13 protein-coding genes are annotated in these 16,333 nt (G+C 36.2%); all 13 read right to left on the bottom strand.

All coding sequences use genetic code 11. The annotated features are described in order from the left end of the window. Positions 1 to 18: 18 nt before the first annotated feature. Positions 19 to 615 (bottom strand): nucleotide exchange factor GrpE, encoded by a 597-nt coding sequence (gene grpE / locus N0K80_RS01720; RefSeq protein ID WP_269023581.1) that lies wholly within the window; start codon positions 613 to 615, stop codon positions 19 to 21. 17 nt (positions 616 to 632) lie between these two features. Continuing rightward, positions 633 to 1,676, bottom strand: a complete 1,044-nt coding sequence (hrcA, locus tag N0K80_RS01715) for a heat-inducible transcriptional repressor HrcA (protein ID WP_057973614.1) — start codon at positions 1,674 to 1,676, stop codon at positions 633 to 635. A gap of 162 nt (positions 1,677 to 1,838) precedes the next feature. Beyond that, a complete protein-coding gene (ribF, locus tag N0K80_RS01710) occupies positions 1,839 to 2,774 on the bottom strand; it encodes a riboflavin biosynthesis protein RibF (protein WP_269023580.1) in 936 nt (311 codons plus the stop codon). Between the two features lie 16 nt (positions 2,775 to 2,790). Then, entirely contained in the window at positions 2,791 to 3,696 is a 906-nt protein-coding gene (gene truB, locus N0K80_RS01705) for a tRNA pseudouridine(55) synthase TruB (RefSeq protein ID WP_269023579.1), read from the bottom strand. 135 nt (positions 3,697 to 3,831) lie between these two features. After that, entirely contained in the window at positions 3,832 to 4,185 is a 354-nt protein-coding gene (rbfA, locus tag N0K80_RS01700) for a 30S ribosome-binding factor RbfA (protein ID WP_057973617.1), read from the bottom strand. Positions 4,186 to 4,213: 28 nt separating this feature from the next. Next, on the bottom strand, positions 4,214 to 6,532 hold the full coding sequence (gene infB, locus N0K80_RS01695) for a translation initiation factor IF-2 (RefSeq protein ID WP_269023578.1): 2,319 nt from the start codon (positions 6,530 to 6,532) through the stop codon (positions 4,214 to 4,216). A 15-nt stretch (positions 6,533 to 6,547) separates the two neighbouring features. Continuing rightward, positions 6,548 to 6,853 carry a L7Ae/L30e/S12e/Gadd45 family ribosomal protein gene (locus N0K80_RS01690; RefSeq protein ID WP_057973619.1) on the bottom strand — a complete coding sequence of 102 codons (306 nt, stop codon included), beginning with the start codon at positions 6,851 to 6,853 and terminating at the stop codon, positions 6,548 to 6,550. Continuing rightward, on the bottom strand, positions 6,843 to 7,142 hold the full coding sequence (rnpM, locus tag N0K80_RS01685; RefSeq protein WP_057973620.1) for an RNase P modulator RnpM: 300 nt from the start codon (positions 7,140 to 7,142) through the stop codon (positions 6,843 to 6,845). Before rnpM ends, N0K80_RS01690 begins: the two co-directional genes overlap by 11 nt. Before the next feature lie 43 nt (positions 7,143 to 7,185). Further along, positions 7,186 to 8,262, bottom strand: a complete 1,077-nt coding sequence (gene nusA, locus N0K80_RS01680; RefSeq protein ID WP_269023577.1) for a transcription termination factor NusA — start codon at positions 8,260 to 8,262, stop codon at positions 7,186 to 7,188. Positions 8,263 to 8,290: 28 nt separating this feature from the next. Beyond that, positions 8,291 to 8,764 carry a ribosome maturation factor RimP gene (gene rimP / locus N0K80_RS01675; protein ID WP_146302491.1) on the bottom strand — a complete coding sequence of 158 codons (474 nt, stop codon included), beginning with the start codon at positions 8,762 to 8,764 and terminating at the stop codon, positions 8,291 to 8,293. Positions 8,765 to 8,903: 139 nt separating this feature from the next. Continuing rightward, positions 8,904 to 13,247 carry a PolC-type DNA polymerase III gene (locus tag N0K80_RS01670; protein ID WP_269023576.1) on the bottom strand — a complete coding sequence of 1,448 codons (4,344 nt, stop codon included), beginning with the start codon at positions 13,245 to 13,247 and terminating at the stop codon, positions 8,904 to 8,906. A 72-nt stretch (positions 13,248 to 13,319) separates the two neighbouring features. Then, on the bottom strand, positions 13,320 to 15,035 hold the full coding sequence (locus N0K80_RS01665; protein ID WP_269023575.1) for a proline--tRNA ligase: 1,716 nt from the start codon (positions 15,033 to 15,035) through the stop codon (positions 13,320 to 13,322). Positions 15,036 to 15,058: 23 nt separating this feature from the next. Then, positions 15,059 to 16,330: an RIP metalloprotease RseP gene (rseP, locus tag N0K80_RS01660; protein WP_269023574.1), complete on the bottom strand. Its 1,272-nt coding sequence runs from the start codon at positions 16,328 to 16,330 to the stop codon at positions 15,059 to 15,061. Positions 16,331 to 16,333: the final 3 nt, after the last annotated feature.

Raw genomic sequence — 16,333 nt, 5'->3', positions numbered from 1 at the left:
CTACCTCTTCTTATATTATTATTGAGCGACAACGACCATTGCTGGACGTAACACTCTATCTTTTAATTTGTATCCTTTTTGAAGGACTTGAACAATTGTATCTGCCTTCTGATCATCAGAAGCGGGAACAGTTTGAACCGCTTGATGAATAGTTGGATCGAACATAACGCCATCTGTTGCAATTTCAATCACGTCATTATTAGTTAACGCTTTTTGTGCATCTTTGTAAACTAATTCGATACCTTTTTTTAGTTGTTCGCCATTTTCAGTATCAACTTCAATTGACAATGCTCTTTCTAAATTATCAATAACAGGTAAAACGTCTTTAGCTAATGACTGTCCACTATACTTCAAGAGTTGTTCTTGTTCTTTCTTAAAGCGAGTATTCATATTTGCCATCTCGGCTTCTGCCCGTAAATATTTATCTTCCATTGCATCTAGATTGACTTGTAATTCAGCCAACTTATCTGTGTCAGAAGGTTTTTTACTAAATTTTTCTTTTACTTTATCAGTAACAGAACTTTTTTTCTCATTTTGATCAGTTGTTTCATTAGCTTGATGTTGCTCTTGTGCAACATCTTCCTCAACTAAATCTTCTTTGGCATCTTTAACCACACACAACACCCCTTTTCTTATTTATCAAATTGTTGATAATAATCTAATAATTTTTTTGCAAGCTCATCACTGAATGCATCGAGTAAACCAATCATCTTTGAATATGGCATATTTGTTGGACCCAATAACGCAATAACACCCTGACCATGGTCGCTAACATCATAACTAGCTGATATTAGACTATAGTTATCAAGCAATTGATTCGTTAATTCCTCACCAATCTTAATTTGAATGGGTTTACCTTGAATGCCAATCAAATCGCCAATATTCTTATTATTCGATGTATCTACTAAATCGTACAGTGATTTTAGTTCATCCACGTTACTGTCAGTTGCAAAATCTAAAATATTTGATTTACCACCAACAAATACCTGTTCACGTGCTGCCTGCTTTAAAATGTTGCCAAAAACATCTAGAATGCCATCCGGCCTACGCATATAATCAACCAACATAACCGGAATACTTGTCCTTAGCTTCATAGAAATTTCGGCTAATGATAACCCAATTAATTGATCGTTCAACAACCTCGTTACAGCTTCCAAATCTGAACCATTAATTGATTTAGGAATACTAAACGTTTGATTTTCAACAACGCCACTACTCATAACAAGAATAGCCATAATCCGGTGATTTCCTAGTGGAACTAATCGGAATCCTTCGAGTCGACTCTCCGTTGTTTCAGGTCGTAATGAAATTGCCGTATAATTCGTCAAATCTGAAAGAATCTTAGTTGATTCCGCAAATATTTCATCAATCTTTTGAAAATGAACGCCAAGAGAATTCTGAATATTCACCAGTTCTGCCGCCGGAACAACTCCGGGTTGAACAATATGGTCTACGTAATAACGATATCCTAAAAACGAAGGGATGCGTCCTGAAGAAGAATGCGTTTTTTTAATTAACCCTTTATTCTCCAAGGCGACCATTTCGTTTCTTATCGTTGCCGAACTAACATGCATTGGCAAAAAATCGACGACCGATTTAGAACCAACCGGCTGTCCAACTTCCGTATAAACTCTGACAATTGCTTCTAACACTAACATTTGTCTTTCCGTTAGCATGATCAATCACCTCTTTTTAGCACTTAGCACAATAGAGTGCTAAGACAACTATTAATATACTAAATGTTTAGATTGTTGTCAAGGAATGCACTCGTTTTTTTAAAGAAAATGACTGACTAAATATCTCTATTTAGTCAGTCATTTATGATTTATTTAGATTAATTAATTAAAATAAGCATTTGTCATTTTTTTATCTTGATTTAACTGTGAGATTAATCCATCAATCCCATCAAATTTAATTTCACTTCTCAAATATGACAGCCATTCGACCGTTACCTGTTGACCATAGATCATTTCATTAAAATCAAACAAATTAATTTCAACGGTTAATTCACGATCTTGCCCAAATGTGACATTATATCCGATAGATGCCATTCCACGATACCAGACACCAGATACCTGGACCCTTGTCACATAGATTCCAGGTCCCGGAATTCGAATATGCTCGTTAAACTCTAGATTCAACGTCGGAAACCCAAGTTCTCTACCCCTAGCTTCGCCATGAACAACCTCACCAATCGTTTGATACTCATACCCTAACAATCTGTTCACGTCGTTTATCTGCCCTTTGTCGATAGCAGCCCTAATTCTAGTTGAACTTATCTTTTGATCTTCAGATATCAATTCAGGTACAGTTACAACTTCAAATTGTTGATGAGCGTACTTGGACAATGTGTCCATATTAGCAATATCTTTTTTACCATAAGTATAATCAAACCCAGCAACAACAACTTGTGCATGCAGCTCAATCATATACTTGGTAACAAAATCCTGTGGTGTTAAACTTGCCAAATCATTGTTTAACGTTAGGATATAAAAAATATCAACACCTAGTCCCTCCATTAATGAAATTTTCTTTTCCATGGAGGTTAAGTATTTAATACTTCGTTCAGGTTTCTTTTGAAATTGAACCGAAGGATGCTTATCAAACGTCATCACCGCAAGTTTAATCTTCTTTTCGTTGGCTTTTTGTTTAGCCTTTAGTATTACTTTTTGATGTCCTAAATGAACGCCATCAAAAAATCCCATAGCTAGCGAGATTGCCTCGTCATCAATTTTTTTAGGATCGTATGGCTCAGTTAAATAAATAACTTTCATATCACAATAACTTCCTTTACCCTAAATCAAACATTGTTTCAGATTGATAACGGTCTTTTTCACTGTTCAATCTATACAAACATCTAATTTTATTTTCATAAACTAATGCAACTATCGGTTCGTCATTAAAAGAATCAACAGCCAAGAAACCACCATTTTTAACAATCGCCCATTGTTCATCAGTTAATTCATACTTTTTAAATGACGTTAATGCGGCGTCAATTGGATATAATAATGATTCCAATGTTCCATTAGCCTTGGCTTCATTAAGTTGATCAAGCGTGAAAGCTTTATCAATTCTAAAACCGCCGCTTTCCAATCTGGTCAAGTCCGACATAACGGCAGGCACACCCAATTTTTTTCCAAGATCAACAGCCAACGTTCTGACATAAGTCCCTTTACCACAGGCAACTTCAAAATAAATTTTTTGTCTTTTATTTTCGGCGTCATATTCTGCGGGCTTTGTTTGAATAAACGAAGTCACAGTAATTTCTCGTTCTGGTCGTTCAACCGTCTCACCTTTACGTGCATAATCGTACAACCGACGTCCATTAACTTTAACGGCAGAAAACATTGGCGGTATTTGAATCATTGTTCCCGTCATTTGTTTCATAACAGCATCAATTTCATCCGCTTCAAATGGTTTCAAAATATCTTTTTCTTCAATTGTCTCACCATCTAAATCTTCAGTTTCAGTAGAGAATCCAAGCGTAATCTCACCCTTGTACACTTTACCAGAATTCATTAAATAGTTTACGGTCTTCGTTGCTTTACCAATACAAATTGGTAAAACACCATCAACGTTTGGATCTAAAGTACCAGAGTGGCCAACCTTTTTGGTTTGAAAAATACCACGACATTTAAAAACACAATCGTGACTAGTCATACCACGTTCTTTGAATAGTGGAATAATTCCGTCCATCTTCTTACCTCCGTTATTATACTTTTAATAGTATAGCATAATCATCAAACTGAAGGATATCGTTTGTACCTTAGTATAAAAATTTAAAATAAAAAGTCTTAAAACACTATTAAATAATGTTTTAAGACTTTTAAATTAATATTCAGAATCTATTTTTTTAAGCAGTTGATCAATTTTGTCGCCATATTGAACTGACTCATCTCTCACAAAAGCTAATTCTGGTGTTTTATAAATCGAGAGTCTTGATCCAAGTTCACCACGAATTAATCCAGAAGCTTTTTCTAAACCACGTTGTGTTTTTTGTGCATCTGATGCCATATTTGACAAAATACTGTAGTAAATTGTCGCCTGTTGCAAGTCACCAGTCACATTTACACCCGTAATTGTAACACCTTCAACGCGAGGATCTCTCACGCGTTTTAAAAGAATGTCATTAACTTCTTTTTGGATTTCTTGTGATAAACGACCCACACGATAATGTTGTGTCATTGTATATCCTCCTAATAGTTGTTATGAATTATTTAACTGGAACTTCTTCCATAACGTAGGCTTCAATTTGGTCGCCTTCTCTAATGTCATTGTATTTTTCAATCATGACACCACATTCGAAACCTTGTTTAACAATCTTAACGTCATCTTTAAAGCGTTTCAAACTTGCTAATTTACCTTCGTAAATCACAATTCCGTCACGGATTAAACGAACGCCACTATCTCTTTCGATGTAACCTTCAGTGACATAAGCACCACCGATTGTTCCAACTTTTGTAACTTTATATGTTTCGCGAATTTCAACTTGACCCGTAATTTTTTCTTCATAAACGGGTTCAAGCATCCCTTTCATGGCAGTTTCAATTTCTTCAATCGCGTTATAAATAACACGATGTAAGCGAATATCCACTTCATCAGATTGTGCTTGAAGTTTAGCTTGAGGTGTTGGACGCACATTGAAACCAATGATAATAGCGTTACTTGCTTCCGCTAAGGTAACATCACTTTCAGTGATTGCACCAGCAGCTTGATGGATAATGTTAACACGAACGCCTTCAACATCAATCTTCTTCAAACTACCTGCAAGAGCTTCAACTGATCCCTGTACATCGGCTTTAATAATAACAGCAACTTCTTTTAATTCGCCTTCTTTAAGAGAATCAAACAAGTTATCAAGCGTTACGTGAGTCACGTTTCCACGTTCCTTTGTTAAGGCACGTTTAGCACGTTCTTCACCAGCCGCACGAGCCGTTTTTTCGTCATCGAAGACAACGAAACGATCACCGGCACCTGGAACATCGTTCAACCCAGTAATTTCAACTGGCGTTGCAGGTTTAGCCTTATTGACTTGACGACCTTTATCATTTGTCATAGTACGGACACGTCCGAAACTATTCCCAACAACAATTGGATCCCCAACTTTTAAAGTTCCTTGTTGAACAAGTAATGAAGCAACCGTTCCACGGCCTTTATCAAGACGTGCTTCAATAACTGAACCGATACCTTTTTGTTTTGGATTTGCTTTTAATTCAAGAACTTCAGCTTCAAGTAAAATCATTTCTAATAACTCATCAAGGTTGTCACCAGTCTTCGCTGAAATTTCAACGAAAATTGTGTCGCCACCCCAACTTTCAGGAATTAATTCATATTCAGCTAATTGTTCTGTAACATGGGCAGGATTTGCACCAGGTTTATCAATCTTATTAACCGCAACAATAATTGGAACATTTGCAGCTTTTGAATGATTAATTGCTTCGATTGTTTGAGGCATAACCCCATCATCAGCAGCAACAACTAATACTGTAATATCAGTAATATCTGCACCACGGGCACGCATATTTGTAAATGCAGCATGTCCAGGTGTATCCAAGAAAGTAATCGTTTTGTTATCATGTTTTACTTGGTAAGCACCAATATGTTGCGTAATACCGCCGGCTTCACCGTCAGTAACATGAGTATGGCGTAATTTATCAAGTAAGGTTGTCTTACCGTGATCGACATGTCCCATGATTGTAACAACTGGTGGTCTTGAAACAAGATTATCTTCATTTTTAACTTCAGCATCAAACAACTTGTCAATATCGGCAACATCAACATCAATTTTAGCTTCTGATTTGATTCCATATTCAGATGCTAAGATTTCAATTGTATCCGTATCAAGTGTTTGATTTTGGTTAACCATTACGCCCAGCATAAATAATTTTTTGATGATTTCTGCTGGTTCGCGATGAATCTTTTTAGCAATTTCTGCAACGTTTGTTGCTTCATTGTAAAATAAGATTTCTGGTAATGGTTTATCTTTTCTAGGTGATACTGGTGGTTTTGGCGTCGTTGAGCGACGGTTTTTCTTATTTCTGTTACGTTTGTTATAAGGATTATTCCCATAACGGTTATTGTTATTAAATCTCGAACGTCCTTGCTGATTAGCGTTACCGTTATTAGCAGTTCTAGCACTTGATTGCGTACTATTTTGAGGACGACTTGCAGGTTTGTCACTTGTTGCTTTAGTTGTTGCACTCGCCGTAGTAGTAGCTGGTTTAGCTGCTGCCGGATTTGATTTTTGAGCGGCAGGTTTACTGCTCGTTGTTTTTGAAACAGGTTGTGCCGGTTTCTTAGCAGCTGGTTTATTCGTTGCAGCTTTGGGTGCAACCTTTGCAGCGGGTTTCTTTACGGCTGCAGGTTTAGCAGTCCCTTTTTTAAAGTTATCGCGGATTTGACGTTCTTCATTGTCACCAATAGTTGACATATGATTTTTAACATCAAATCCTTTTGTTGTTGCAAAATCGATAACATCTTTAGTATTCAAATCTAGCTCTTTAGCTAATTCATAAATTCTTTTTTTTCCCATATTTGCATGCTCCTTCTATATATCCATTAAGTCACACATCCTTCTGCTAAAACCCTTATCGGTAATAGCATAAACCGTGCGCTGTTGTCCAACGGCTTCGCTTAAAATGGCTTTTGAAAAGCCAACATATAATTTCACATTATAACTGTTACACTTATCTGTTACTTTTTTTAAAGTCGCTTGTCCACAATCTTCAGAGAGAATAACCAATTTCGCTTTATTCTTTCTGACAGCATTTAACACTAATCCTTCGCCAGTCACTAACATTCCTGCGCGTCTGGTCAAACCTAGCATTTGTAAGAATTTTTGACTATTTTCCATCTTTAAACAATTCTCGTCTAGCTACCTGATGATCAACGTATTCGACAAGTTCTTCATAAAATGAATCGTCAATTTTGATACCAAACGCTTTATTAAACGTTCTTTCTTTTTGTGCCTTCTTAGCCACGTCTACATCAAGAAAAATATAAGCGCCACGGCCTGGCTTTTTACCAGTTGGATCCAAAGATACTTCATTTTCTTTATTTTTCACAACACGAACAAGCTCTTTTTTGGGTTTCATTTCACCCGTAACGATATCTTTCCGCATTGGAATTTTACGATTAATCATTTTAATTTGCCTCCAAATCAATTACCGATCAATTTTGGTCGGCTTATTCGTTTGTTTCAGAAACTGATTTTTCTTTACTACTATTAACCATATCAGATTCAGATTTAATATCAATTTTAAATGTTGTTAATTTTGCAGCTAATCGTGCATTTTGACCTTTTTTACCAATTGCCAATGATAATTGATGATCTGGTACCACAACCGTGCATGCATGATCGTTTTCTGGATTGAAAATGACATCAACGACTTCTGCGGGGTTCAATGCGTTCGCAATGTATTTTGCGGGATCTTCATTCCATTCCACAATATCCATGTTTTCGCCTTTTAATTCGTTAACAATTGTTTGGACACGTTGACCCTTAGGACCAACACAAGTACCAACAGCGTCAATATCTGGGTTGTTTGAACGAACAGCAACCTTAGCACGATCACCAGCTTCACGTGCAATTGAAACAATTTCAACTGTTCCATCATAAATTTCAGGAACTTCTTGTTCAAATAATCGTTTTAATAAATCAGGATGTGAGCGGCTAACAAAAACTTGAGGTCCCTTAGCAGCATTTTCAACTTTTGTAATATAAACTTTTATACGATCATGCGGATTAAAGCTTTCGCCAGGGATTTGGTCGATCTTAGCTAATACAGCTTCGACCTTACCTAGATTCACATAAATATAGCGATTATCATGGCGTTCTACCTCGCCACTAACAATTTCATTTTCGTATTGAATATATTGGTCGTAAACAATACTACGTTCCGCTTCACGTACACGTTGCATAATAACCTGTTTAGCCGTTTGTGCGGCAATTCGACCGAAATCTTTAGGCGTTACTTCAAAGCGGATTGAATCTCCAACTTCATAGGCTTTATTGATTTCTAAAGCATCCGTCAAACTAACTTCAAGACGTGAATCAAAAACTTCTTCAACAACTTCTTTAACGGCATAAACTGAAATATTGCCTTTTTTTGAATCAAATTCGACTTCAACATTTTGTGCTTGATTATAATGACGTTTGTATGCTGAAACAAGTGCTGCCTCAATAGCGTCAATAATTACTTCTTTTTTGATACCCTTTTCTTCTTCTAGCACTGTTAGTGCGCTTAATAATTCTTTACTCATCTTTAGTTTACTCCTTTATAAAAAATGTTTAAAATTTAATAGCTAGACGTGCTTTAGCTATCTTTTGACGAGGAATAACAATTGTTCGCTTACGCGTTTTATCCATGTAATCGATTGTTAATTCATCTGCCGTTAAATTAGTCAATGTCCCTTGAAAAATCTTGGCATTATTCATTGGCTCATATAACGATACATTAACATATTGATTTACAGCTCTTTCAAAATCTTTTTCTTTTTTCAAAGGTCTTTCAGCACCAGGTGATGAAACCTCTAAAAAGTATGCTTGTGGGATTGGATCAGGATTAATCTCATCTAATTTTTCGCTTAAAACATCGCTGACAGCGACACATTCTTCAATTTTAATGCCTTCAGGCTTATCAATGTAAACTCTTAAAAACCAACTTGGGCCTTCTTTAACGAATTCAATGTCAACCAATTCAATATTTTGTTCATCGACGATTGGTTGAACTAGCTCTGTGACAGTCTCTATAACAGTACTCACACGGTACCCTCCTTACATTTTTCCAATAAAAAGAGTGAGCATCGCTGCTCACTCAAACAAGATATCAAAATACTTTCTTTAATATAGCATAATTTTCTGAAAACATCAACAAACTGCCTGGTTATCACTTTTTCAATTTTCAGAAAAACGCTTCATCAAAAATTGATAATTGATTTTCATCAGGCAATGCCTTTAAAACATTATTTTCAGTCATATACTCAATTAAAGACTTAGAAACCTTACCACGCTTAGCTAAATCTTCTTTAGATAAAAATGGACGCTCTTCACGAGCAGCAATAATTTGTTTAGCAACGTTATTACCAAGGCCCGGTACGGCTCTAAATGGTGCAATTAATTTATTACCATCGATTAACCAGTTCGAATCATCTGATTTATCTAAGTCAATCATCCCAAATTCAAATCCACGTTCAAGCATTTCATTACCCAATTCGAGGACGGTCAACAAGTTTTTTTCTTTTGTTGATGCATCCATCCCTTTATCAGTAATTTCTTTCATGGATTTTTTCACAGCTTCTTTGCCATGCGACATGGCAACCAAGTCAAAATCATCTGCCCTAACACTAAAGTAAGCACAATAATATAACATTGGAAAATAAACTTTATAATAAGCAATCCGTAATGCCATCAAAATATAAGCTGCCGCATGTGCTTTTGGAAACATGTATTTAATTTTTAAACAGGCACCAATGTACCAGTTAGGGATTTTAGCTTCTTTCATCTCAGCCTGATAATCGTCAGAAATACCCTTGCCTTTTCGAACCCCTTCCATGATATTGAACGCACTACCGGCTTCCATGCCCATGTGAATAAGGCCCATCATGATATCATCACGACAACCAATAACTTCTGACATCGTAATTGTTCCATCTGATATCAACTCTTCGGCATTACCTAACCAAACATCCGTTCCATGTGATAGACCAGATATTTTCAATAACTCAGCAAAGGTTTTTGGTTTCGTTTCTTCAAGCATTCCACGTACAAATCGCGTTCCAAATTCTGGAATACCTAATGTTCCCGTTTTAGAGAATATCTCGTCACTAGTTACCCCAAGTACTTCAGGCCCTTGGAATATCTGCATAACACCTTTATCGTCGGTAGGAATCGTTTTAGGGTCTACCCCCGATAAATCTTGCAGCATTCTAATCATGGTTGGATCATCATGACCAAGAATATCTAATTTCAAGATATTATCATGAATCGAATGAAAATCAAAATGAGTTGTTTTCCATTCCGAAGTTGCATCATCCGCCGGGTATTGAATGGGTGAAAAATCATAGACATCCATATAGTTCGGTACAACTAAAATACCACCAGGATGTTGACCGGTCGTCCGTTTAACGCCGGTTGATCCCTTAGCTAGCCGATCTATTTCTGCATTTCTAAATGTGGCCCCAGTATCACGTTCATACCCTTTGACATACCCGTAAGCTGTCTTATCAGCAACAGTTCCAATTGTCCCAGCTCGGAAAACGTAATCCTCGCCAAACAGTACTTTTGTATAATTATGCGCAATAGCTTGATAATCACCCGAGAAATTTAAATCAATATCGGGAACTTTATCTCCATAAAATCCAAGGAAAGTTTCAAACGGAATATCATGCCCATCTTTATCCAAAGGCGTGTCACACTTAGGACAATTTTGATCCGGTAAATCAAACCCAGATCCGAATTCACCTTTTTCATAAAAGTGTGAATATTTACATTTAGGACAGCGGTAATGCGGAGGTAATGGATTTATTTCAGTTATCCCCGTCATTGTTGCGACAAAACTTGATCCAACTGACCCACGAGAGCCCACCAAATAACCATCTTTATTGGATTTATGAACTAATTTTTGTGAAATTAGATAAATAACTGAAAATTCGTTATCGATGATACTGGTTAATTCCTTATCAATTCGTTTAACAACTGTTTCAGGCAGTTCTTCACCATAAAGTTCATGGGCACGATTGTAAGTTAGTTGTTTGATTTCTTCTTCAGAACCGTCAATCTTTGGTGCATATAATCGATCTTTTACTGGTGAAATATCATCGTCAATCAAATCAGCGATTAAATTTGTATTAGTAACCACAATTTCTTTTGCAACGTCCGCGCCCAAGAAGTTAAGTCCTTCTAACATTTCGCCCGTTGTTCTAAAATGTGCATCAGGTAGAATAGAACGGTTTAACGGATTGGCACCACCCATTGAATTAACAAGAATTTTACGATAAATGCTATCTTCAGGATTAAGATAATGAACATCTCCTGTTGCAACAACAGGTTTATCCATTTCATGTCCCAAATCAACAATATTTTGTAAAATTTCTTCCAGATTCTGATTGTCTTTGATGAGCTCTTGATGTATCAATGGTTCATATAAAGGTTTAGGCTGAATCTCTAAATAATCGTAAAATTTTGCCTTCTCTTTAGCTTCTTCCATCCCTTTTTGCATCATTGCCGTGAATACTTCACCAGAATCACAAGCAGATCCGACAATAATCCCCTCACGATATTTATTCAACTCGCTTCGAGGAATACGTGGCATTCGATAAAAATAATCAATCATAGAGGTTGAAACCAATTTAAACATATTTTTGAGACCTTCTTGAGTCGTTGCAAGTAGCGTAACGTGAAAAGGTCGTGCTTGTTTATAAGCATCGTGCTCACCCATATGGTCATTCAATTGAATATGTGATTTGATATCAAATCGTTCTCTGGCATCTTTGAGGAATAGATGACACAAAAGACCAGTTGTCTCAGCATCATATATGGCCCGATGATGATGTTCCAAATTAACATTGAATTTTTTAGCAAGTGTGTTCAATCTAAATCCTTTAAGTTCAGGATGTAAAAATCTTGCTAACGTTAACGTATCGATAATAGGGTTTTGCATTGGTTCCATACCATGGCGCTCGTAACCAGTATTCATAAAGCCAATATCAAAACTTGCATTATGAGCAACTAAAATGCTATCTTCTGAAAATTCTCTAAATAGTTTAAAAACTTCCTCTTCAGACTTAGATCCATGAACCATCTCATCCGTAATTGACGTTAAGTTAGTCGTGGTTTCCGATAAATGATGACCTGGATCAATAAATTCATCAAATTCTTCAATCACGTTGCCTTTACTCATCTTAACTGCGGCTAATTCGATAACTTTATCAAATCGCGCAGATAAACCAGTTGTTTCCGTATCAAAGGTTACATATGTTGCCTCTTCTAAATTGATGTCTTTATCATTAAATGCGATAGGAATTCCATCATCAACGACATTCGCCTCAACACCATATAAAATTTTAACATTATTTTTCTTTCCTGCCGCATGTGCCTCGGGGAATCCTTGTAATCCAGAATGATCCGTGATTGCAATGGCTTTTTGTCCCCATTTACTGGCCTGTTTAACATAGTCCGTAATTGAATTTGTCGCATCCATTTGACTCATGTTTGAATGTAAATGTAATTCAACGCGACGTTCATCATCCGGTGCAGTTTCTTGACGACTTTGATGGTCAACTTGGTTAATATCGTAGGCGTTCACAACTAAATCCCGCATAAAGTTATCTTCTTGAACTGCTCCTCGAACTCTGACCCATTCTTTTTCTTGAATAGCCGCGAACATTGCTTCATCTTGTTCATCACGAGAGAACTTTTTAACAGTCATAGACGAGCTATAATCTGTCATTTTGATAATCATTAGTTGCCGTTCAGATTTAAGCGTTCGAATTTCTTTAGAGAAAATGTACCCTTCAATAATCACTGAACGCTCTTCCTCAACAATTTCAACCATGCGCTTCGCGGGTTCTTTTGTGCTGATCTTTTTACCCATTTGAACTGGTCCATTAATAGTTGTTTGAGAATCAACTTTCTTCTTTTCGTTTTGTTTTTGAATTGTTTCAGTTGCTTTCTGCATCATAATGACATCTTGTGCTTCTTTACGTTGTTTAATCTCTTCTATTTTTTCTTGGGATTTTGATTCATCCAATAACGTATTAATGCTCATCTGTGGAAATCCAATCATTTGATAAGCCGATTCAATTGGTCCTAACGCTTGACTAGTTAAGAACGTTTTAACAATCTCATTCTCTGCCATTAGCATGACGCGATTATCATCGAGATAAGGCACATTGCCTTGAAAAAGTTCTTGAACCAAAGAAGAATTAGCATCACTATTTTGAACGGCCCATGCCCAATAATCGCCAAGAAGCTGGTTTGTCACTTGAGGCCGGTCAACTTTTACGGTTACTTTTGTTTTTGCAATATCTTTAAAAGTAACCGCAATTTTATTTACCAAATCGTTAAATAATGAGAACGGTAATATATCGGACGTCATCAATTGAAATTCCCACTGCTTTGATTTCTCATGAACGGTTACCGTTGCAATTTCAATTGAACTGAGGATTTCATCATCATATTGGTTAGTCGTTTTAAAATTAATTTGTTCTAACAACTTATTAAATAGTTCTTTATTATTAAGCGCCAAATTATTTGCTCCTTTTCTAAAAATGAAAAAGAGACTGAGTCAAAATTATATTTTGAACTCAATCCTCTTCAACTAGTTTTGATTTTCTTCTTTAAGCAAAATTGAAATAGAACTTTCTAACTCGTCTTTTGTTACTTCAATGGTTTCACCATTTCGACGTAATTTAACTTCAACAATACCATCAGCTGCTTTTTTACCAACGGTAATTCGAACAGGTAAACCGATTAAATCTGAATCGGCAAACTTCACGCCTGCACGTTCTTTACGATCATCAAGTAAGACCTTGTATCCATTTTCAGTCATTTTTTTATCAATCTCATTGGCTAAAGCCATCTGTTCGTCATTTTTAGCATTAATTGGAATGACGTGCACATCGTATGGCGCGATGCTTCTAGGCCATACTAATCCATTTTCATCAGCTTGTTGCTCAGCGATAGCCGCAAGTAATCGACTCACACCAATTCCATAACAACCTAAAATAACTGGTTTTTCACGACCATTGTCATCTAAAATATTTGCGCCAAGTGATTCCGAATAGCGCGTGCCAATTTTGAAGATATGACCAATTTCAATTCCCTTTGTGAATTTCAATTCGCCTTCTCCTTCAGGAGAAACTTCACCTTCCTGGGCCAAGCGCAAATCTGTAAATTCATCTACACGATAGTCGCGTTCAATATTTGCATTCAAAAAATGGAATCCAGTTAAGTTAGCGCCAACTGCGACGTTAACCATACCTTTAATACCTTCATCAGCAATAATTTTAACATCTTCTGAAACGCCAACAGGGCCAAGTGACCCGAATTCAGCACCTAATACTTCTGCAACATCCGAATCAGTTGCCATTCGTAAAAAATTAGCATTCAAGGCATTTTTTAATTTAATTTCATTTAAAATATCATTTCCACGCATTAAAACCATGACTGGTTTTTCATCTGCGATAAATAATAACGATTTCATTAAATTATCAGTTGCCGTTTCAATAAATGACGCTAATTCATCAATGGTTTTAACATTTGGTGTTTCTATTTTTTCAATATCTTTAATTGCTTCATGCGTATTCTTGTACGTTTTTAAGCTTTTTGCCATTTCCAAGTTAGCGGCATAATCACTTTTATCGGAATAAACAATTGTATCTTCACCAATATCTGAAATTGCCATAAATTCTTTTGAATCATTACCACCCATTGCACCGGCATCCCCGATAATACCTCTAAAATCAAGACCACAACGTTCAAAAATATTTTGATAAGCTCGATTCATTTTTTGGTATGTGTCATTCAAACTTTCTTCATCCGCATGGAATGAATAGCCGTCTTTCATTAAAAATTCACGACCTCTTAAAATACCGAATCGTGGTCTATTTTCATCACGATATTTTTGTTGAATCTGGAACATTGTAAGTGGTAATTTTTTATATGATTTAATCTCATCGCGAACTAAAGAAGTAAATGTTTCTTCATGCGTTGGTCCCAGAATAAAGTTTCTCTCATGACGATCATTTAATTTAAATAAAGTATCACCATAAGTTTCATAACGACCCGTTTTTTTCCATAATTCAGCTGGAATGATAGCTGGTACAAGCATCTCTACTGCCCCAATGGCTTCCATTTCTTCACGGATTATAGCTTCAATTTTTCTGATAACTGAAAAAGCTAGTGGCAAGTAACTGTACATTCCGGCAGACACTTGTCGGATATAGCCGGCCCGTAACATCATTTGATGACTAATAACCTCGGCATCACTTGGAACTTCCTTCATTGTTGGTATTAATAGTTGCGATTGTTTCATACTGTTTTATTCTCCTTTTTCTTTTAAAAGAAATAACGTTGAATATCGTTCCACGTTACTAGTATCATTAAAATCATTAAAAATGCGAACCCAATTAACGTGATCATACCTTCTTTTTCAGGCGAAATAGGTTTACCACGGATACCTTCAATAATATTTAAGACTAACTTACCACCATCCAACGCGGGAATTGGTAATAAATTCACAATTCCTAAGTTAATTGACAGGAACGCAAGCAATGAAATAACACTCGTTAATCCATAACTTGCCGCATTTGATGTTACAGCATAAATGGCAACTGGTCCACCAAAATCATTCAGGCTTACGCCCTTCGTAAACATGCCTATCAATACAGCGATAATACTTGAAACAACAGCCCACGATTGTGTAAACCCATAAGTAATTTTATTAACAAATGAGCGATTCAACTTAACCGTAATACCAATTTTACCAGTCTTAGTCGAATCATTCTTACTGGCTTCAGGCGTAATCATGATTTTTTGAGTTTTGTCATTTCTGACAACCTCTAAAGCTATTTTCTTATTCGGTTGTGCACTGATTGCCGTAGTTAATTCTGTCCAATTTGTCGTTTTCTTACCAGCGACCGACACAATTTTATCATCAGGTTTTAAGCCCGCTTTTTGCGCAACAGAGTTTTCTTGAACTGTTCCAATTTGGTTTAAGTTGGTTGCAACGCCACCTTGCATGAATGCTAATAGGATAAAGGCAACAATAGCCAATAAGAAATTATTCATTGGACCGGCAAAATTGGTTAAGATTCGATTCCAAAGTGTGGCAGACTGAAATTGAACATCTTCAGGAGCAATCTGAATCTCCGTTCCATCTTTTTCTATAATCAATGCATCATGATCAACATCGTATTTTTTTATTTCATCTTCATTACCATTTTCATACCCCGAAATCCAGAGATCTTTTTGTAAATCGCTATCTAGATACTCAATTGGGATACCATTGTATAATGTTGTTTTTTTACTTGTGTTAATTTTTATAACCTTATTATGCTCATCCAGTATCAAACTCATTGGCATACCGGGTTTTAAATCTTCATCTTCATCATCGGCAATACCTGCCATTCGAACATAACCGCCAAGAGGTAAAATTCTTAACGTATAAGTCGTGCTACCTCGATGAAATGAAAGTAGTTTTGGTCCCATACCAATCGAAAATTCACGAACTAAAATTCCAGCACGTTTTGCAAAATAGTAATGACCAAATTCATGAATCACAACCAAAATTCCAAAAACGATAATAAATGTGATAATCGTTTTAATCATGTG

The organism is Dellaglioa carnosa (genome assembly GCF_026948345.1).
GTDB classification, from domain to species: domain Bacteria; phylum Bacillota; class Bacilli; order Lactobacillales; family Lactobacillaceae; genus Dellaglioa; species Dellaglioa algida.
The sequence above is the reverse complement of the archived record's forward strand: the minus strand, read 5'-3'. Positions and strand labels throughout refer to the sequence as shown.

Coding starts and splice junctions, on each gene's coding strand:
- hrcA (WP_057973614.1), bottom strand. CDS start 1,676: ATGCTAACGGAAAGACAAATGTTAGTGTTAGAAGCAATTGTCAGAGTT.
- ribF (WP_269023580.1), bottom strand. CDS start 2,774: ATGAAAGTTATTTATTTAACTGAGCCATACGATCCTAAAAAAATTGAT.
- truB (WP_269023579.1), bottom strand. CDS start 3,696: ATGGACGGAATTATTCCACTATTCAAAGAACGTGGTATGACTAGTCAC.
- rbfA (WP_057973617.1), bottom strand. CDS start 4,185: ATGACACAACATTATCGTGTGGGTCGTTTATCACAAGAAATCCAAAAA.
- infB (WP_269023578.1), bottom strand. CDS start 6,532: ATGGGAAAAAAAAGAATTTATGAATTAGCTAAAGAGCTAGATTTGAAT.
- N0K80_RS01690 (WP_057973619.1), bottom strand. CDS start 6,853: ATGGAAAATAGTCAAAAATTCTTACAAATGCTAGGTTTGACCAGACGC.
- rnpM (WP_057973620.1), bottom strand. CDS start 7,142: ATGATTAATCGTAAAATTCCAATGCGGAAAGATATCGTTACGGGTGAA.
- nusA (WP_269023577.1), bottom strand. CDS start 8,262: ATGAGTAAAGAATTATTAAGCGCACTAACAGTGCTAGAAGAAGAAAAG.
- N0K80_RS01665 (WP_269023575.1), bottom strand. CDS start 15,035: ATGAAACAATCGCAACTATTAATACCAACAATGAAGGAAGTTCCAAGT.
- rseP (WP_269023574.1), bottom strand. CDS start 16,330: ATGATTAAAACGATTATCACATTTATTATCGTTTTTGGAATTTTGGTT.